Consider the following 20,716-nt stretch of genomic DNA (forward strand, 5'->3'; position numbering starts at 1 on the left):
GAAAAAGATAGTTGAATTTTCTTAACTATAGGAGGCACCATGAAAAAAGTCATGTTATATGTTTTTGCTGTTTTAATTGTATTAAGTGTTGCTATTTTTTTGTTTATTAACATGCATCCTGTGTTTGGGGGAAATCCAAGTAATGCACAAAAAGAAATCTATGAAGGATTTGATAATTATCAAAAAGGAAAGTTTGTAAATCAAGTAACAACAGATTTGGGTATGAGTATCTCTGGTAGGCTCTCCATAATAAGAGATAATTTTAGAAGTAATGACCGTTCTCCATCTGAAGACATTCCTGTTTCCGAGATCGAGTGGGCAAAAGTTGAAAGTGAAGAAGATAGTTTAACCTGGTTCGGTCATTCTACTTTTCTCTTAAGTATTGATAATAAGAAGATATTTGTAGATCCCATGCTAAGTTCTAGGGCTTCACCCGTTTGATTTGCAGGAGGAAGTGAGCGATTTAGTGAGCAAATGTTAAATATTATCGAGGAAACGCCCTCTATTGATGCTGTTTTTATTACACATGATCATTATGATCACTTAGATTATCCAACTATTCTTCAATTAAAGGACAAAGTGTCTCATTTTTTCGTTCCACTCGGTGTAAGTACTCATCTAATGCGCTGGGGAGTTGAAGAAGAAAACATTTACGGAACTCAATTGGTGGGATGAAACGGAATTCGAAGGTTTAACGGTGGCTTTGACACCTGCGAAACATTACTCTGGAAGAGGACCTTTTAATCGAGACTCTACCCTTTGGGGCGGTTGGGTAATTCTTGGAGAAAATATACGTTTCTATACAAGTGGAGATAGTGGATATGATGAACATTTTAAAGAAATTGGACAGGTATATGGACCTTTTGACATTACCTTAATGGATGGGGGCCAATTCGATGATCGCTGGGATTGGGTTCATATGACACCAGAAGGTGCCGTTTAGGCTCATTTAGATGTAAATGGAAACCATATGATGTTCGTTCATTGGGACGCATTTGCTCTTGCTTTTCATGGTTGGTCAGAACCTATAGAACGGGCATTAATAGAGGCAGAAAGAGCAGAAGTTAGCTTACTCGCCCCGCAAATCGGTGAAACAGTCCAACTACATGAAGATACCTCATTTCCTCCTTCACCATGGTGGGAATTGCAACAAGAAAGGGATGAGATTGCCATGACAAACCCCCTGACCATAGAGTTAAACATAACAATAGGCGACAAAGTATTTTTAGCAAGGCTTTATGATAATGAAACAACACATGCACTAATTGAAAAACTCCCTTTAAGCATAGACATGGAGGATCTTTATAGAAATGAAAAGTTCTATTATCTTTAAGATAGCCTCCCAACAAATTCTGAAAGACCCGGGGTTATTAATGCGGGAGATATCATGCTTTATGGCGACAATTGTCTAGTATTGTTCTATGAAACCTTCTCAAGTTCCTATAGCTACACTCGTCTCGGATATATCGAGGACGTGGAAAGATTTTCTCAGGCAGTCGGTGACGGTGATATACGTGTTAGCTTTGATTTAGTTGGAGATTGATAAGGACTCTTTTGTATGAAGCTCAACTTGAAGAATGTTTTTTCCATACTATATCAAAAAACTTGCTGAAGTACACTCCGTCTATATAGTATGTAATTAAGGAGCTTGCGTTTTTCTATTTGTTTATAAATAACTAAGTGGTAGTAGGACTAACACAAGACACCTGTAATTTATATTCAAATTGAGAAATACAGGTGTTATTTTTGTAAATTTGTAATGGGAATCTCTACTTTATTGTTTTTATGAATATTTTCTGTTCCGGCATCCAAAGCAGTCTTGTAATATAAACATTTATGTTCAACAAGTTCCATTGTTTTTTTTAGTTCTTCCATTTGTACTTCTACAATAGCTTTTCGTTCCATAAACATGTTATATCTTTTTTGCAATGTGGAATCCCCGTCCGAACACCAATCAATAAAACTTCTAATCTCCTTAATTGGCATCCCAGTAGATTTTAGACATTCAATGACCCTTAAAGCACCGATATCGGACTCTTTAAACAGTCGTGTACCGCTTTCTGTCCGTTGTACAAAAGGCATAAGTCCTTCCTTGTCGTAGTAACGCAAGGTATATACTGTTAGATTCAATTCTTTGGCAACTTCGCTGATAGAATATGTCTTCATCATTTATCACCTTTTCTTTTGGTATAGACTTCGAGTTAACTCTATAGTTTGAAGAGGATTTTATCACGGTAGTTTCTAATTGTCAAAAGGAGAAAGTGAAAATTGGCGCTGTGTAATAGAAGTTTACTTATCTAGAAAAAATTAGTTCTTAAAGCTAGATTAATAGGTGATATGAAATTTTGTTACGTTCGGGAGATCTTGAAAAAAAAACAAAAGCAAATCGCTTGACCTAGAGTTAACTATAAGGATTATCATTGTTTGCAAGAGAAAGGTGGGGATAGGGAGGAAAGAAGGGTAGTTTAAGTTTAACATGAATTCTTCATTTTCCTTCGGTCCAAGCGCATTTCTTGCTCTTGAAAAATATACATTGGTGGAGGTTTTTCTATGATAACTGCTAAAGCACGGGCTGTCGACGGTCCAGACAAATCCTTTCGAGCAGCTGAAATTAAACGACGCGATCTTGATTTGCTTGATGTTTTAATTGAAATTAAATATGCAGGCATATGCCATTCTGATATCCATACTGCTCACGGAGAATGGGGTCAAGTAAACTATCCTCTAGTACCGGGACACGAGATAGCGGGAGTTGTTACTGCTGTAGGATCTAACGTCACAAAGTATAAAATAGGTGACCGAGTTGGGGTCGGTTGTATGGTTGACTCATGTGGTGAATGTGAGAACTGCCGAAAAGGAGAGGAGCAATATTGTTTAAAAGGAAATGTCCCTACCTATGCTGGTGTTGATAAATATGGTGAGCCAACTCAAGGTGGATATTCTACTCATATTGTTGTAACTGAGGATTTTGTAGTTAGAATACCAGATAACATCTCTCTTGATGCAGCCGCTCCATTACTTTGTGCAGGTATTACAACATATTCGCCACTAAACCATTGGGGAGCTAGTCCAGGTAAAAAAGTAGCGGTTGTTGGATTAGGTGGTCTAGGTCATATGGCTGTCAAGATTGCGCACGCGATGGGTGCAGAAGTTACCGTTCTGTCTCAATCATTGAAGAAAAAGGAAGATGGTCTGCATTTCGGTGCCGATCACTACTATGCCACGAGTGATCCTGAAACATTTGATAAACTAGCTGGAACGTTCGACCTGATCATTAACACGGTAAGTGCAAAAATTGATATTAATGCGTATCTCTCATTATTAACGCTAGATGGTACTCTAGTAAATGTCGGTGCGCCTGCAGAGCCATTGGACCTAAATGTATTTTCTCTCATTGGTCATCGCCGTTCATTTGCAGGATCAATGATTGGGGGTATCCGTGAGACTCAGGAGATGCTGAATTTCTGTGCAGAACATAATATTGTTCCAAAAATTGAAGTTATAACTGCTGATCAAATTGATGAAGCGTACGAACGCGTATTAGCTTCAGATGTAAAATATCGATTCGTGATTGATATTAGTACAATGTAAGATACTCAAGTAATGTACAATAAGAGTTGAATGAAGAGAAATTTTAAAAAGGAATTACTGACCTTTCTCCAACTGTGGAAATCCATGTTTCGGTGTCGATTGGGACAAAATTAATAGTGAAGAAGATAGTTTAACTTGGTTTGGTCAAAGCCTATAGAACGCATTAAAATAAGTAGATTTTAATAGCTCCATAAATTAGGGTAACTCTTCAGTTATATGAAGAATTACCCCTTTCACGTTCACAATGGTAGGATTATTAATTTGGAGATGTAAATTTTATTTAAATCTTTCCTTTAAGTATTGTTGTTAAGTGCATATAGAAGGACATCAACTTTTGTACTTAAAAGTTTTCATTCAATATTTGTCCTAATTAGTAAATGGTTGGGGGGAGATTATTTGTCTACATAGTGAACCCATTTATTGAATTAAAGTTAAATGGTAATAATATGGAATATAAGTGGGATGATTAAAATAAAAAATGTCTGGTAATGAATAGAATGTAAATATTAGAACAGGAGTGTAGTTGTGAAACGGTTTATCTTACTAGTAATAGTTGTATTTTTGGGTTATTTCTCAATACCGTTATGGAAAGAGCCGGTCCAACATGTTCCTTCATCTACATGGAATTCAATTTATCAAACAGTTGACCAGGTTAAAGAAGTACTAGATATCAATTCTTTTTTAGATACTCTTACTCTGCGATTAAATTCACTACTCGAGCCTTCAAATAACCTACAGTTTGAACCAAATGAAACGACCATCCATGCGCCGGAATTATTAATTCCTACAGAGCAATTTTTCTCTATTCACAATATTGTACTGGGGAATTCAAGAGTTGAAGTGGAGAAGATAATTGGTGATAGTCCCAAGAGGAGTACGATAAATGAATATGGCATAAACTGGGATGTTTATCACGAAAACTATCAAAATTTTATTATGGTTGCTTATGATGATGAAGATATTGTAAGTGGACTTTATACAAATCAGGACTTGATTGCGTCTTCAACAGACATAAGGTTAGGTAGCCCAATACAATTAGTTCAGGAACAGCTTGGTAACCCTGAAGCATTCATAAAATATCGGTTGTTCACTTACCGTATTAATAGAAATGATGAGTATGATATATTTCATCTCGACAACAGCTTTGTCACAATTTTTTATGATCAGCACGAAAACAATACAGTTACAGCTATCAAAGTTATTGATGAAGATCTAGAACAAAACAAGAATGCTATTTACTCCGAACCAAGCCAGCAGCTACAAGAAGGGTTTGAATTTCAGTTATTCGATTTAACAAATGCTACAAGAAGAAATTATGATTTGCCTCTTTTGACATGGGATGATCATGTGAAAGAAACGGCTCGGAGACATAGCTTAGACATGGCAGAAAACCGATATTTTAGTCATACAAATTTAAGAGGTCAATCTCCGTTTGAACGAATGGCGGAAGACAATATTGAATTTACTACTGCAGGTGAAAACTTAGCATACGGTCAAATAAGTAGTATATTTGCTCATGAAGGATTGATGAACTCATTAGGACACAGAGAAAATATCCTTCAGGAAAATTTCCGGAATTTAGGGGTGGGAGTAGCATTTAATAATGAGTCACAGCCTTATTTTACTAAAAAATATTTTAGTAAGTCACGGCCATTGTAAATTATGATTAATAAAGTAAAAATACTAGCAGTTTAAGTTCTAGATATGAATTATTATAGAACTTAAACTGCTAATTTTATTTAATATAAAATTTTTAATATTTATAGAATCATTTCTATCTTTAACAAGTGTTCTTTTTACCATTACACGGGGGGATAAGTCAAGCATTTGAACAATGATATCTGTATTTTGACCATGCTTTTTTGAATTGTTATGTCCTCAGTTTTCTTGAACTTGTATATATGATCATTCATAATATTACCTATTTAACCCAAATCGCCTAAGTATAGGAGACCTTCTGGAATTCAGCATTGAAACTATATTAGAATGTAGGCACCAACTCTCTAAGATAATCAACAATATTAATTGATCTGTTGAATAATCAACGAAATACGCTAATTTATTCATTGTAAACAACCTGTTTTTATTTATAATTAAAAACAGATATTGATTATTCAATATTTTTGGGTAAGCGTATACAAAGCGGATTGTTACTGTTAAATCAGGCAAAACCGATTACCGTGGAAAGAGGTAGGGCTTTTGCCTTTTTCTATATAATTGGAGGGGATACAGTATAAATCTGGGGGGAATAAAGTGAAAATTGAGAGAATATTGAACAATAATGCAGTTATATCAAGAAAAGAAAAACAAGAAGTTATCATTATTGGACGTGGAATTGCTTATAATAAGCGGATTGGTGATTTAATAGATGAACTTCAAGTAGATAAAATTTTCACTTTAGAAAATGAAGATACAATGAGAAAGTTTAAAACCCTAATTGCCAATATGCCAATAGAGTATATGGATATATCCGAAAAAATCATTGCATATGCAAAAATGAAATTAGGTAAAAAGTTAAGCGATAGTATTTATATTCATCTAACGGATCATATTCACTTTGCAATTGAACGTTATAAAAGTAATTTACCTATTAAAAACGGATTACTTTGGGAAACTAGGCAATTGTACAAAGAAGAATATGAAATTGGGTTAGAAGCATTAAATATGATATGTGAACAATTTGGTGTCATTTTACCAGAGGATGAAGCAGGGTTCCTAGCCCTACATATTGTTAATGCTGAATTGAACGAAGAGATGCCAATTATAAAAACCATGACTAAGGTAATGCAAGAAATTTTAACGATAGTTAGATATCATTTCAAGGTTGAGTTTAATGAGAATTCTTTACCTTTCTATCGTTTTATAACGCATCTTAAGTTTTTCGCACAGCGACTAGTCAAGAGCAATCATTACAACAGCGCAACAAATGATGACTTATATAATGTAATTAAGGTAAAGTATCCTGACGCTCATATATGTTCACTAAAAATAAAAAAGTTTATCGAGGGTTCTTACACCTACGAATTAACTGATGAAGAAATGATATATTTGACAATTCATATTGCTAGAGTAATAAAAGATAATAACGGTTAATTAAGTTTTAGGGTTGTAACCTAACGGGCAAAACCTAAATCAAACAGTCGAAATTGATTGTTTGGTTTAGGTTTTTTTATGAAGTTTTTTACCAAACACCCAGTTAATCATGGTGAATTAAGCAGGAATTATATTAAAAAGGAGTGGGAACATTGAGTTATCAAAGCCTTGCAAAGGAAATAGTCCAAATGGTTGGTGGAGAACAAAACATAATTAACGTTGTGCATTGTGCTACTCGTCTACGTTTCAAATTAAAAGATCATAGTCAGGCTGAAAAGAAAAAACTTGAAAATATAGATGGGATTCTTAGTGTAGTAGAGAACAGTGGGCAATTTCAAGTCGTAATTGGAAGCCACGTCTCTGAGGTTTATCAAGAGCTAATAAATATTGCAAACGTAAAGAGTGAGTCCAACGATTTAACCGTAAAATCAAAGGGGAAAGTTGTTGCAAAAATATTCGATGTTATTTCCGGAAGTTTTTCTCCATTGCTGGGAGCTCTTGCTGGTGCGGGTATGCTTAGAGCGTTGTTAACTCTTTTAACAATGACGGGGGTATTATCTACAGAAAGTGGTACGTACACCATTTTGTTAGCGGCGGGGAATGCCATCTTTTTCTTCCTCCCCATTTTTTTAGGTATTACTATTGCTTCGAAGCTTGGTGCAAATCCATACGTAGGTGGAATGATCGGAGCTGCGTTGCTAGATCCTAATTTTACTGGTTTACTTCAAAATAATGGTGATATTACTGATTTTCTTGGTATACCGGTTGTTTTGATGAACTATTCATTTTCGGTGTTTCCCATTTTTATCGCAGTCAGTATTTATGCTGTATTAGATAGATTCCTAAAGAAGACCATTCATAAGGATCTACAAATGTTTTTAGTTCCTATGTTGTCTTTGATTACAATCGTGCCATTAACAGCAATTGCATTTGGTCCTATCGGTGTCTATTTTGCAAGTAGTATCGGAGTTTTTATTAATTTTTTATATTCTGAAAGTGGAGTTTTGACAGGTGCCATTATGGGTAGTGGGTGGACCTTCCTTACATTATTTGGAGTTCATACGGGATTCACACCATTTATGCTTGAGAATTTAGCAAATGGCGGAGATCCTCTGCTTGCATTGGTTTCTGCAGCAGTATTTGCACAAATAGGATTAGCTTTTGGTATTTTCTTAAAAACAAAGGATAAAAAATTAAAAGCACTTGCTGGATCTACGTTATTACCTGGATTATTGTCAGGTATAACAGAACCTATTCTGTATGGGTTAATGCTTCGTTACAAACGTACAATTCCTTATGTCGCCATTGCTGGAGTTGTCGGTGGAGGTATTAGTGGCTTGGTTGGAGCAAGAGCTTTGGCATATGCATTTCCATCTGCTCTTAGTATTCCAATTTATTCCCCGTTTGTACCATACATTATTGCCATGCTATCTGCTTTTACTGTTACAACGATTTTGACAGTAGTTTTTGGATATGAGGATAAAAAGAAATTAGGGGTAGAAGAAAATGTGGTAGAAGCAGGACAAACAACAATTATTAAACAAGAAGCAATAGTCAGCCCATTAACTGGAGTAATTAAATCATTAGCAGAAGTGGCTGATCCAGTGTTTGCATCAGAAGCTATGGGAAAAGGGATTGCCATTGAGCCAACTATTGGTAAAGCTGTATCACCTGTGAACGGTAAGGTCACAACAGTTTTTCCAACAGGGCATGCAATTGGAATTACTTCAGATGAAGGAGCAGAGATATTAATCCATATCGGGATAAATACAGTTCAATTAGAAGGGAAATATTATTCACCGGTCGTTAAACAAGGAGACCGAGTAAGTCAAGGAGATCTGTTAGTTAACTTTGATATTGAAAAAATTAAAGAAGCCGGATACCAAGTTACTACTCCAATTATTATAACAAATACAGACCGTTATACCGAAATTATCGAAATGAAAAGAGAAGCTGTTCAAGAAAAAGAAGGTTTATTGACATTAGTCAGTTAATGAACTTTTTTTATACAGGGAAGAGACTTTGTTACTCTTCCCAATAATAAATTATAATCGCGGAGGATACTAATTATGAAAAATGAAAAAATGGAATTTCCAAAAGGTTTTTTATGGGGCGGAGCTACTGCAGCTAATCAATTAGAAGGTGGATTTCATGAGGGGAATAAAGGCTTAAATATTGCCGATGTTCTGCCAGGTGGAAAAGAACGACTTAAGCTATTACAGTCACCAGGCTTTAATTTTGAAATGGATACAGAAAAATACAGTTATCCGAACCATGAGGCGATCGATTTCTATCATCGCTACAAAGAAGATATCGCGTTATTTGCTGAAATGGGATTCAAAGTATACCGTATGTCAATTGCATGGACAAGAATTTTTCCAAATGGTACTGAATTAGAGCCGAACGAGGCCGGATTAGCTTTTTATGACCGTGTTTTTGACGAGTTGCATAAGTATGGGATCGAACCGGTTGTTACTATGTCTCATTATGAAATGCCGGTAAATCTTGTGAAAGAATATGGTGGTTGGAGAAGTCGAGAAGTTGTTACGTTCTTTGAAAGATATGCAAAAGTAATATTGAACCGTTACAAAAACAAAGTGAAATATTGGCTCACATTTAATGAAATCAATTCTGGTCTAGAAATGCCAATTATGGGTCTTGGTTTTGCGATTCAAAAAGAAGAAGACAAATACCAACCGACTTTCCAGGCTTTCCATCATCAATTTGTTGCTAGTAGTTTAGCGGTAAAGGCTTGCCATGAAATCATACCTGAGGCGAAAATTGGATGTATGATACTATATATTCCTACGTATTCCTTTGATTGCAACCCTGAAAATGTACTGTATGCTCAACAAGAGGCACGTTTCTTCAATACTTTCTGTGCTGATGTTCAAGTGAAAGGGAAATATCCTTCTTTCATTCAACGTTACTTTAGAGAACATAGTATTAAACTTGAAATGAAACCAGGAGATTTAGAGTTGATCAAGAGCTATCCTGTGGATTTTATTAGTTTCAGTTACTATATGTCACGTACTGAAATGAAAGATAAACCATCTGGTGATACAGTCGAAGGAAATATCTTGGGTGGAGTAAAAAATCCGTTTCTAAAAGCGTCTGATTGGGGATGGGAAATTGACCCTATAGGATTAAGAATTACTCTAAACGAGTTCTATGATAGATACCAAAAACCACTTTTTGTTGTGGAAAACGGTTTAGGAGCAAAAGACAAAGTAGAAGAAGATGGATCGATAAATGATGATTATAGAATTGAATACATCCGAGAACATATTATACAAATGCGTGAGGCGATTGAAGATGGCGTTGAATTAATGGGTTACACTCCCTGGGGATGCATTGATTTGGTCAGTGCGTCAACCGGAGAAATGTCCAAACGTTATGGATTCATTTATGTGGATAAAAATGATGATGGCAGTGGGACATTAGAACGCAAAAGGAAGAAGTCTTTTAATTGGTATAAAGATGTAATTGCATCAAATGGAAGTGAAATATAAATTTCTTTATATTTTCCCCCCTTGTAAAAACTATTGATTATTTTTATTGAAAACAACAACAGGTTTAGAACAATTAGTAGGAACACTCCCTTTATATTTCTAAAGGGGGGTGTTCAAATTAATTGGTGCAATTTTATTAATTTAAGGTTGTAGGAGTACAAGTAAGGGTATAATTCCCGTTTATGTTTCATTTGACTTTTTAATAGCAAAAACAGTTACTAAAGATAATCAACAAATATAATCGCTTTGTTGAGAAATCAACGAATTGCGTTTTTTTAACCATTGATCGTAACCATGTTCCTATTTATAGTTATTAACAGATGTTGATTAATCAATCGATGATGATTTTTTCTAGGCGATGCAATGCAATGCCCTCTTTAGAATTATTAATTGGTTTCTTTCAAGTAATTTTATAAAAAAATGAACTTTTAAATTAGAAAAGAATGAAACTCGAATAGAAAACCTTAATGACAGTTTAACAGTACAAATTGAAAAAAATGATTTAAGAGCATTAATTTGGGAGGGTTTTTTTTTGGATAAACAAAATAAATTGATTATATTGATATTAACATTCGGTGTTTTCGGTATTTTAAATACTGAAATGGGGGTTATTGGGATCCTGCCGTCTCTAGCTGAGTATTATGGAGTCAGCGTATCTCAGGCAGGATTACTTGTGGGGCTCTTTGCTCTTGCTATTGCCATAGCTGGTCCGACGATGCCTTTATTGTTTTCGGGTATAGATCGTAAGAAGGTGTTATTACTCGTTTTGGCTATATTCGTACTGGGAAACATCGCTACTATTTTTATAACTAATTTCACCGTAGTCTTAATTATTCGCTTTATTTCAGGCTTATTTCATCCGGTGTATGTTTCATTGGCTTTTACCATAGCTGCTGATTCAGTTAAAAAAGAGGATGCGCCAAAAGCTATTGCTAAAGTTTTCATTGGGGTCTCGGCGGGTATGGTAGTCGGTGTACCGATTGTTAGTTTTATTGCTAGTGTAGCTTCCATTCAAATGGCGTTGGCATTTTTTGCCGTTACAAATGCTTTAGTATTAATTGCTACACTACTCTTTATGCCATCTATGCCGGTGAAGGAAAAACTTTCTTATGGATCTCAATTACGCATATTAAAAAAATCAATCACTTGGCTTTCTATTATAGGTGTTATTTTTCTCAATGCATCAGTATTTGGAGTTTATAGTTACTTTGCTGAGTTTCTGACTTCTGTTACAAATATGCCTTTAAATACCATCACGATCATGTTATTTCTATTCGGTTTGACTAATATTATTGGAAACATTGTCGCAGGAAAGTTACTTACCCAAAATGCAATTAAAACTGTAGTGGCTTTTCCATTTGCATTGGGAGCCGTTTACATCCTATTCTTCTTATTCGGAGAACTCACCATACCTATGGCGATCATTACGTTAATTTGGGGTATCATAGCTGGAGTAGGAGCCAACATCAATCAATACTGGGTTATGTCTTCAGCTCCTGAAGCTCCTACCTTCGCGAATGGATTATTTTTAACGTCCGCTAACATAGGAGTAACAGTAGGGTCAGCTATAGGTGGGTACTTTATTGCACAAATGGGTACACAATATGTGATATTAGTAGGATTTATATCAATTATATTGAGCTTGGTATTTGTTTTCCTAAGAAATTACAAGTATAATAATGTGCAAAATAACAGCTTGAATAGTAGAGTTTCCTAGACAGTAATTGATTTATAATTCTTTGCTTATTCTGCAAATGGATTATTATAACATTGAAATAACTATAATTGTGAAAGCATTGGATTTCGGTTGTGAATCCAATGCTTTATTTTTCTTTATAACATACTACCAAATCATCTAGTAACGTTTTTGCTTCATAACACGTTCATTAGTATTGTATTAGGCAAAACCCCTTAAAATTACTTAGTGAAACTTACCTGTAAGCATTCAATATTGTTAGCTGGTTTTCCGATTAAATTTTGTTTCAAGTATTACATAAGTTGAACCCTAAGTCTTGCAAGGCTTTCGATAATGATATTATCCCCTTTAAATAGCTTTTCGATAATCCCTTGATATGATGAGGTTTGAATGTGGCTTGAGATGGATTCTTCGTGGCAATAAAAGGATGCTAGAATTGTTCAAGGGAAGAGAAAACTGCAACTTTATAGATGGTTTGTCCACCGTTATTTTAGAGCTCTTCTTGTAATTTCTTTTAGGGATCTTCACCGCGAACCATAAGTACTTACTTAGTCCCTTTAGATGCAAGTTCTGTTGAAGGCTCCAATTCTACAAGAAGCATTAGTAATAATGAACACTTTATCCTAATTAACACCCACTCTTAAATATCGGGAATTATGAATGCATTAGCGTTTAGAACTTTAATAACGTTGTTTCGGGAAAACAACTTCTACTGCTAAGCCTGTAGAGGTTCACCACCAAGTGATAGCCCAGGCCGAGCGTACCACAAAAAACCACTTCCTAAATTTTTTTAGGAAGTGGTTTTTATTAATAATATTAGTTTTTTCATAAGTAGTTACTCAAGTGGAGGAGAAATCGCACTTACTATTTCTCATTTCGAGAGCAAATGAAAGGCTAACTGCCTAACATCATTATACCGCCTATGGTTTCGTTAGATAATATTATAGAGCTTCTTTGAAGAAAGACTCGAGCTTATCAAAGGGGATTAACTCCACTCGGTCGTACAGATCCACATGCCCTGCACCCGGAACAAGGTAAAGCTCTTTTGGTTCGGCTGCACGCTCGTACGCATTTTGACTGAATTCAATTGAATGAGCCTCATCACCCGTAACGAATAGCATCGGACGCGGAGAAATCGTCTCGATATCTTCGAACGGGTAGAAGTTCATAAACTTCACGTTACTAGTTAGCGTCGGGTGTGTTGTTAGCTCAGGTGATGACCCTTCAGGCGTAAATTCACCCCTCGGAGTACGGTAGAAATCATAAAACTCACGCTGGATCGGGTCCGTGTTTTCAGTCAATTCATGTACCGTACCACTAGTATATTCGGTTTCACCGCCTGTAAATTCGACATAGCGTTGCTCTGCCGCCTCTGCGATGATCGCTTTTCTTTGCTCAAGTGTCAGTGAGTTGTTCAGTGCGTTACGGGCAGCCGCTCCCATATCATACATACTTACTGTCGCAATGGCCTGAATGCGTGGGTCGATTTTAGCCGCACTGATCACGAAACTTCCGCTGCCACAGATGCCAAGTACACCAATTCGTTCTCTATCGATAAAGTCTTGCGTGCCTAGATAATCGACCGCAGCACTGAAACTTTCTGCGTAGATATCCGGCGATACAGCGTTGCGGGGCTCACCCTCACTCTCTCCCCAGAAAGGTAAATCTATGGCCAAAGTAACAAATCCCCGTTCAGCCATTTTCGTGGCATACAAATTTGCACTTTGTTCTTTTACTGCACCCATAGGATGCCCGACAATAATCGCGGGATTTTGGGTGTTCTGACTACCTTCCGGAATAAAAAGATTCCCTACAACCTCCATGTTGTATTGGTTATTAAATGAGATCCTCTGCATTGTTACCTCGTCGCTCTCGTAAAAGTTGTCTGCTCCATTGGACATGTCCGGCTGGTATGAATCGTCATTGCCAGTGGTGGATACTACGCTATCATCGGTTGTGGATGTATCGTTGCACGCGGATAAAATTGAGCCCAGTGCTATCACTGTGAGTAAAAGCATGACAAAAGAATTTTTTTTCATTTTTAAAACAACACCCTTTCTTATTTTGGTTTTGAAGAATGAGTTGATTACTTAAATACAATGATTCCTGTTATAAATGAATTTTGTTTAAGTAATCAACATATGTCTAAAATTATAAAAAAGGAAGTAGGATACATACAATAGTTAATAAAATGCGATTTGTTGAATATTCAACAAATGAATTGAAATTGTTTATTAAAAACTACCTAGCGTTCATAGAAGTAAAATTCAAAGCCAAGAAGCCATTAAAAAAGCTATTTTTTTCACTAGCCCTTTTTACATAATCATTTAAAGCCAGAAATTTATCATCCTGTAGCTATAAAGAAGTTTTTCGTAGTAGGTATATCCTCTTTATTAAGGAAAGGAGAGGTAAAACCTAAGGATGATGTTTATGGAGTTTAAGGTCCCGTAAGTTGACTTAACTTTTGGGAGGCTTTTTCTTTTTGGTTTTCTTAAAATATTTTCTACTATCTCCTGTCGAAGTCATCCACTTAGCTGCGCATAAACTTCTTGTAACCATTCTAAGGGCTATAAAAAAATAAACTATGAAACTGGGAAAATGTAATAGGACAAATTGATTCATTCATATGCCTTTAATAAAGGGAGCCATTCCTGTAATAAAAGAATTTCGGGTTTAACAAAAAAGAGCGCCTCCTGTATGCTGGGTAATGATGATGCACATCAATCATTCCCTAATTTAAAAGGAGGACGCTCACCATGAATTATAAGCAAAAAAACAAAAAAGAATCAACGTATTCAACAGATTACTGAACAGACTCTTATTGTAGGAGCAGACATTGCCAAGAAAACACATTTCGCACGAGCCGTGGATTTTCGTGGAATTGAACTTGGAACACGCTGTATTTTCGAGAATGATCATCAGGGGCTGTTAAAGCTAGTCTTGTGGATGAAGGAGTTACAAAAGGTTCATCAGAAGTTAGACATCGTATTTGGAATTGAACCGACCGGACACTACTGGTTCCCGCTGGCTGAATTCTTGAGGAAAAGGGACATCAAAGTGGTTCTCGTAAACCCACACCATGTCAATAAGAGTAAAGAATTAGAAGACAATTCCCAAACCAAAAACGATTTGAAAGATGCAAAAGTGATTGCCAATTTGATTGAAAATGGGGATTATACAGAACCCAAGCTACCAAAAGACATATTCGCTGACCTCCGGGTTTTGATGAATCTTCGTGAAAAAGTAGCTAATAGCTTAAATCAAGTGAAGATCCGCGTTCAAAATTGGTTAGATCGTTTCTTCCCAGAGTATTTAAAGGTGTTTAAAAAATGGGATGGGAAAGCGTCTTTTATAACGTTACGAGAATTTCCTCTTCCACAAGAGATTGTTTCCTTAGGCGCCGAGGAAGTCTTGAAAAGATGGAAGACCGAAGTCAAACGTGCAGTTGGAATGAAAAGAGCTAGAAAGTTAGTAGACTATGCATCAGCTTCTATTGGTCTGACAGACGGATGTATAGGGGCAAAAATGGAGTTGACCATCCTTCTTGATCAATATGAACTGTTTGAAGAACAGTTGGAAACCATTATGAAAGAAGTTCAGGGGCTATTGAATAGGATCCCAGGCACAAAAGAGATGATGACGATTCCGAGTGTTGGAGAAGTGACGTTAGCGGGCTTTTTAGCAGAAGTGGGCAATCTTCATGATTACCATCATCCTCAACAGATCATTCGTCTAGCTGGGCTAAACCTAAAAGAAAACAGTTCTGGTAAACACAAAGGACAAACCACGATCTCGAAGCGTGGACGGTCGCGGTTACGTGCCCTCCTGTTCCGGTGTGTATTGCCGATGGTTTCAAAGAATGAGGAGTTTAAATACTTGCATCTATATAACACCAAACTGAAAGAAAAGCCGTTAAAAAAGAAACAATCGATCATTGCCTTATGCGGAAAATTAATTCGATTATTCTATTATTTGGGAACAAGAAGACAAAGCTACCAGGCGAAAGATGTGTTAGGCCCAATGCATTCAAATCAGTTACAGATGGCTGCTTAAATTAATAATCAAGTTATCAGTATTTATTTACGGAAGTTATAAAAGATTCATCTACACAATGGAAGCACGGAGAAGCCGAAGTTCATACACCATAAGGGCAACGACCCAGCAAGGGAGCAAGAATCGGCCTCCACCCCTTGAGAGAACGAACGAAGGAATGTAAGGGCATAGACCCAGTGTGATATGGGAGGTTAAAATCCCAAGGGTGTACGTGGAGATCCTAATGCGGTCATATTGATGGAATTAAAAGGAAAAACAAAACTTTCCTTTCTTCCCTCACACCCTTATATATCCATATTTATCCACTTGAAGAAAATCCTTCTTTGTATCTCTTTGTGGCAGAAATGAAATCTTGAGATAACGGGAGTAAATGAGAGAAAACTTTAAATTATAGTGGGAGGTGGGTATTTGAATATATTGTGCGAATTTATAAGATTGTTAGTTATACCAATAGTAATTGCCTTATCAACTGTTTATTTTAAAGATTTATTTGACGCTAAAAAAGAAAAGAGAAAAGAGCAAAAAGACCAAGAAAAACAATTAGCGGAATTAGAAACTCATTTCTACAAAATCCACTCACATTACAATACTTTAAACCATTTGATACAAGATGATACTGTTAACGTGAAAAGGTGCTTAAATGAATCAAAAGAAATCTATAAATATCTAAATGAGGTTAACATGGACATACTACCACGTGATATAAAATTTTCATGTGGACATTTACTACATGCTTTTAGTGAAAGGATTAATGATCTAGAAGACATTCAGCAAGACTACATTCAAAGAGATTTAACAAGACAGTTAAGTATTGCTATTAATCTTATGAGAACACAATACATAGAACCGTTAAAGAAGCATATCGAAATATAGTCATCCATTTAATGGGTGGCTTTTTTATTTGCCTAAAAAAGTGAGGTGAAGAAGTGGAAAGATTGGACTTATGGTTTAAAGGAGCGCTCCTATTTTTTGGTGGCTTATTCTCATTGCTTGTTGATAATTTTGGAATGCCATTAGCAATACTTGTTGTTATTCAAATTGCTGATGTAATTACAGGTATGATGGCAAGCAGAAAAGAAGGCAAAAGGTGGCGCTCAGCTATTGGGATAGCAGGATTTAATAAGAAAGTTGGATTGCTGATCCTTATTGGATTGGTTTACCTAATTGAAGTTAATATATTTGGAACTAATACTATCGGTGGTTCAATTGCAACAGTTTACATAGGTATGGAACTATTAAGCAACACAGAGAATCTAGACCGAATTGGTGTATATATTCATCCGAAAATTAGAGATTTTATTGATGTGATGAAAGGAAAGGAGAATGATAAATAATGACACGTATATTTATAGATTCGGGTCATGGTGGACATGATTCAGGCGCAATTGGACACGGACTAATGGAAAAGAATGTTGTATTAGATATTGCAAAGCGTATTGAAACTAAATTAAAGGGCTATGAGGGCGTAGTGGTGAAGCTTTCACGTACTAATGATACATTCCTATCTCTAACTCAAAGAGCTAACCTAGCGAACGCATGGAAGGCTGATTACTTTGTCAGTATCCATATTAATGCTTTCAATCGAACAGCTAATGGTTATGAGGACTTCATCTATAATGGCAACGTATCAAAAGCCACTGTATCTAATCAGAATATAATGAATGCTGAAATTATCAAAGCAACAGGCTTCAATAATCGTGGTCGTAAGAGTGCTAACTTTGGAGTATTACGTCAAACTAATATGCCAGCAATTTTAACGGAGAATGGTTTTATTGATAATGCTTCTGATGCAACTAAATTAAAATCAAGCTCATTTCTTGATAAGGTGGCAGAGGGACATGTACAAGGCTTGGTGAAGATATTTGGATTGAAGAAGAAAGCACAGCCATCTCCAACTCCTGCTAAATCGAATACTGATAAACTATATCGTGTGCAAGTTGGTGCGTTTTCAGATAAACAGAATGCTGAAGCACTAGCAAAAGAACTAGAAGGTAAAGGTTATTCTGTTTTTATTGCTGAGTAACAAGGTAAGCCTCTATTTTGTTTTTGATAAAAAAATAAGACTTATAATAGAAGCTTGGGATTTTATGTTAAAATTATATGACAGAGTATATAGATAGTTAACAATGATGAAATTGTTCTCTCAGTTAATAAATAGAGTCACAAAGGATGGACTAAAAAATGGACAAACATAAATTAATAACTAAAACTAAATTGTCTGAGTTAGTAGGTTGGTCTGAAACAAATGGAAGAAGGTGGGTTAAAAACTTTAAAGCATACATACCTACTGAATTATATAGGAATAAAGTTATGTACACCATGGAGTCATTAAGAATAATGACATTCCTTAAGAAATTGAATGAAACAGGTTTAACAATTCCAGAAATTAAACAAATATTAAACAAAGAGGGACTACCGAAAGATGAAAGAGAAGAGCAACAATTAATAGAAAAACACAAAGTAGTACGGGGGCATAAAGATTACAATGAAGATATAAAAGATACGATCCCTTCTACTGGGGACATGATGATTCCTTATTTAGAGCTAATTAGAGATGGTAGAGCATATTCAGCTAGTGAGATTACAGAAAAGTTAGTCGATTCCTTTAAGCTAAGTGAAGAACAAAGACTTATGAAGTATGAAAATAACTCGGATATCATATTTCTTTCAAGAGTACGGAGTGTAAGGTACAGCTTAAAGAAAGAAAATTATATCGATGAAGTTAATAAGCTTACATATCAAATTACCAATGAGGGTCTTGAATTACTTAACGAAAGTAAAGGTGAGATCAAAGAAGAAATTGAAGAATTAGAGAAAGTAGTAGATCCCCTAACAATTGTTAAGGAGAAATTGGATGAATTAAAAAATGAACTAGCCGATAATTTATTGAAGCAATTAAGAATTGTTCATTGGATGAAGTTTGAGGATATTGTTGTTGAGCTACTTACTGTGATGGGCTATGGAGACGGAAAAGTTACTCAAAGATCGAATGATGAAGGTTTGGATGGAGTTATTAAAGAGGATAAATTGGGTCTAGATAATATCTATGTCCAAGCCAAACGGTATGCTGCTAATAATTCTGTTGGACGTGACGTTGTGCAAAGCTTCTCTGGCGCTTTAGATGGAAAAGGGGCACGAAAAGGTGTCTTTATTACAACCTCTTACTTTACAGATAATGCAAGAAAATATGCTGAACGACTAGAAGCGAAGAAAATTATTCTAATTGATGGTACTGAATTGTCTAAGTTAATGATTGATCATAATGTTGGTGTTGATATTAGTCATACATTTATAGTGAAAGCTATCGACTATGATTATTTTAAAGATGAATAATTTATTTGAAATTAACGAGGGTACTTATAGTAAAAGGAAGTAAAGATATTAGCCTTACAGGAATATGTGGTTATGATTAGTTTCCATGAGTATATAATAATTTCACACAGAGAAATAAGGCTTTATATAGAATTATAGCTAAAAACAATCATTTCAATGACTGGGGAAGATTCACATGGAAGAGAAAAGAGCAGACAGAAATAATAAGAAAGATATTGAATTCGGAGCAATTTTTACATTAATAGGTGTTTTTATATTTATTGTTATTGTTTCATTCGTATATTTCTCAAAAGAGGAAGAGACAACAGTAACCACAGTTCAAAGAATTATTAGCTTTAATGGTGAAGACTATGAGAAGCTCTATGCTCAGTTAGAAGAGGGAATGACTATAGAGGAAGCAAAAGGTCTCTTTAATGGAGAGCCAGATACAGTAGGAGATGAATATTGGGAAGATGGTGTAAAATATCAAACTTTTTGGTGGCATGGTGACGATGACTCTAACATAGGATGCGATTTTGTTGATGATGTTTGTGATTATAAGAATGGATGGTCAGTAGAAGGTGGACGGAAAAAAGAGTAATGAATACATGGTATGTTTAGTATTAAAAATATAAATTTTAAAGGAGCTTACCTTGTATGTACAATTGTAGCTGGTAGGTGAACCCTTTTTTTATGGAAAATATTTTAATGCTCATTTTAATACCAACTTGGTTGACTTTTGTTCCAACTATTATATACTGTGAATTAAGAAATAGGGAGCTAAGGTGTCCTACCACCTTAGCTCGTCCGACTAATTTACTAAGTAGCTCACCTTGTGTTTTTGGGAATAAGGGTGGGCTATTTTGCTATTTGTAGAACAAATTGTAGAGTCAGAATAAGTAATGATCCAGCTGTAAATAAGAGCATTAACAAATTTGTATTTTTCTTCAATACTACCACCTCCATTGCTATTCTAGTTGAAGTGGACAATGCTCGTCCCTTTCACTGAGCTAACCTTACCACATAAATTGAATCAGATTCAATATATTGTGCTCATTTTTATTTTGAATACACCATATATTGTGTCCGATTCTATTTTGATGCTATTTGTCAACTTTGCATTGGGTTAAAAAAGGTAGTACTAATGAAATAAAGTGAGTTTATTCCATATTTTCACGTTATTTTGAATGAATTTTAGTATTGTAATTATTGGTTTGATTGCAACTTCTTGCGCTATTTAAAATTGAAAGCATAATAAAAATTGCTTAATAAAATAATACTTAGAGCTGAATTGGAGGAGTAAGCGTTAAATGACTCCTTTTTGTCTCGTTTGAGCATATCGTACTAAGAAGGAGTCTGTAATTTTATTTGGATGAAGAATGATACTTTTTTTGCTAAAATAATAATAAGCCCTCATTACCATCATGTGAGGGCTTTTACATGGTTAGACATAATCTAT

17 protein-coding genes and 1 pseudogene are annotated in these 20,716 nt (G+C 35.4%); 16 read left to right on the forward strand and 2 right to left on the reverse strand.

Annotated features, from left to right (window positions below; all coding sequences use genetic code 11):
* Positions 1-39: 39 nt before the first annotated feature.
* The 4 genes and pseudogenes from SLH51_RS12960 (at position 40) to SLH51_RS12975 (ending at position 1,543) form a co-directional block, all read left to right on the forward strand.
* Positions 40-441 carry an MBL fold metallo-hydrolase gene (locus SLH51_RS12960; RefSeq protein WP_335961723.1) on the forward strand — a complete coding sequence of 134 codons (402 nt, stop codon included), beginning with the start codon at positions 40-42 and terminating at the stop codon, positions 439-441.
* A gap of 33 nt (positions 442-474) precedes the next feature.
* On the forward strand, positions 475-675 hold the full coding sequence (locus SLH51_RS12965) for an MBL fold metallo-hydrolase (protein WP_335961724.1): 201 nt from the start codon (positions 475-477) through the stop codon (positions 673-675).
* On the forward strand, positions 635-943 hold the full coding sequence (locus SLH51_RS12970) for an MBL fold metallo-hydrolase (protein ID WP_335961725.1): 309 nt from the start codon (positions 635-637) through the stop codon (positions 941-943). Before SLH51_RS12965 ends, SLH51_RS12970 begins: the two co-directional genes overlap by 41 nt.
* A gap of 30 nt (positions 944-973) precedes the next feature.
* Positions 974-1,543, forward strand: a pseudogene (locus tag SLH51_RS12975) (cyclophilin-like fold protein).
* Between the two features lie 197 nt (positions 1,544-1,740).
* On the opposite strand, the gene SLH51_RS12980 reads toward SLH51_RS12975, so the two are convergent.
* Positions 1,741-2,166: a MerR family transcriptional regulator gene (locus tag SLH51_RS12980; RefSeq protein ID WP_335961807.1), complete on the reverse strand. Its 426-nt coding sequence runs from the start codon at positions 2,164-2,166 to the stop codon at positions 1,741-1,743.
* 384 nt (positions 2,167-2,550) lie between these two features.
* Between SLH51_RS12980 and SLH51_RS12985 the strand changes: the two genes are divergently transcribed.
* The 6 genes from SLH51_RS12985 (at position 2,551) to SLH51_RS13010 (ending at position 11,913) form a co-directional block, all read left to right on the forward strand.
* Positions 2,551-3,591 carry an NAD(P)-dependent alcohol dehydrogenase gene (locus tag SLH51_RS12985; protein ID WP_335961726.1) on the forward strand — a complete coding sequence of 347 codons (1,041 nt, stop codon included), beginning with the start codon at positions 2,551-2,553 and terminating at the stop codon, positions 3,589-3,591.
* A gap of 525 nt (positions 3,592-4,116) precedes the next feature.
* The gene (locus SLH51_RS12990; RefSeq protein ID WP_335961727.1) at positions 4,117-5,250 is read left to right on the forward strand and encodes a CAP domain-containing protein; all 1,134 of its coding nucleotides are present in this window, start codon (positions 4,117-4,119) and stop codon (positions 5,248-5,250) included.
* Between the two features lie 594 nt (positions 5,251-5,844).
* Positions 5,845-6,684, forward strand: coding sequence for a BglG family transcription antiterminator LicT (licT, locus tag SLH51_RS12995; protein WP_335961728.1), 840 nt, complete (start codon positions 5,845-5,847; stop codon positions 6,682-6,684).
* Between the two features lie 152 nt (positions 6,685-6,836).
* A complete protein-coding gene (locus SLH51_RS13000) occupies positions 6,837-8,678 on the forward strand; it encodes a beta-glucoside-specific PTS transporter subunit IIABC (RefSeq protein ID WP_335961729.1) in 1,842 nt (613 codons plus the stop codon).
* Positions 8,679-8,753: 75 nt separating this feature from the next.
* Positions 8,754-10,196 (forward strand): glycoside hydrolase family 1 protein, encoded by a 1,443-nt coding sequence (locus SLH51_RS13005; protein WP_335961730.1) that lies wholly within the window; start codon positions 8,754-8,756, stop codon positions 10,194-10,196.
* Positions 10,197-10,728: 532 nt separating this feature from the next.
* Positions 10,729-11,913 carry an MFS transporter gene (locus SLH51_RS13010; protein WP_335961731.1) on the forward strand — a complete coding sequence of 395 codons (1,185 nt, stop codon included), beginning with the start codon at positions 10,729-10,731 and terminating at the stop codon, positions 11,911-11,913.
* A 920-nt stretch (positions 11,914-12,833) separates the two neighbouring features.
* Here the strand turns inward: SLH51_RS13010 and SLH51_RS13015 are convergent.
* Complete coding sequence (locus tag SLH51_RS13015; RefSeq protein ID WP_335961732.1) at positions 12,834-13,931, reverse strand: alpha/beta hydrolase; 1,098 nt, start codon at positions 13,929-13,931, stop codon at positions 12,834-12,836.
* Positions 13,932-14,652: 721 nt separating this feature from the next.
* Between SLH51_RS13015 and SLH51_RS13020 the strand changes: the two genes are divergently transcribed.
* The 6 genes from SLH51_RS13020 (at position 14,653) to SLH51_RS13045 (ending at position 19,858) form a co-directional block, all read left to right on the forward strand.
* On the forward strand, positions 14,653-15,945 hold the full coding sequence (locus SLH51_RS13020) for an IS110 family RNA-guided transposase (protein WP_335961808.1): 1,293 nt from the start codon (positions 14,653-14,655) through the stop codon (positions 15,943-15,945).
* 408 nt (positions 15,946-16,353) lie between these two features.
* Positions 16,354-16,818, forward strand: a complete 465-nt coding sequence (locus SLH51_RS13025) for a hypothetical protein (protein WP_335961733.1) — start codon at positions 16,354-16,356, stop codon at positions 16,816-16,818.
* Positions 16,819-16,871: 53 nt separating this feature from the next.
* On the forward strand, positions 16,872-17,279 hold the full coding sequence (locus tag SLH51_RS13030) for a phage holin family protein (RefSeq protein ID WP_335961734.1): 408 nt from the start codon (positions 16,872-16,874) through the stop codon (positions 17,277-17,279).
* On the forward strand, positions 17,279-17,968 hold the full coding sequence (locus SLH51_RS13035) for an N-acetylmuramoyl-L-alanine amidase (protein WP_335961735.1): 690 nt from the start codon (positions 17,279-17,281) through the stop codon (positions 17,966-17,968). Before SLH51_RS13030 ends, SLH51_RS13035 begins: the two co-directional genes overlap by 1 nt.
* Positions 17,969-18,126: 158 nt before the next feature.
* Positions 18,127-19,278: a restriction endonuclease gene (locus SLH51_RS13040; RefSeq protein ID WP_335961737.1), complete on the forward strand. Its 1,152-nt coding sequence runs from the start codon at positions 18,127-18,129 to the stop codon at positions 19,276-19,278.
* A gap of 175 nt (positions 19,279-19,453) precedes the next feature.
* Positions 19,454-19,858 carry a hypothetical protein gene (locus tag SLH51_RS13045; protein WP_335961738.1) on the forward strand — a complete coding sequence of 135 codons (405 nt, stop codon included), beginning with the start codon at positions 19,454-19,456 and terminating at the stop codon, positions 19,856-19,858.
* Positions 19,859-20,716: the final 858 nt, after the last annotated feature.

Source organism: Halalkalibacter kiskunsagensis, assembly GCF_037027555.1.
GTDB classification, from domain to species: Bacteria; Bacillota; Bacilli; order Bacillales; family Bacillaceae_D; genus Halalkalibacter; species Halalkalibacter kiskunsagensis.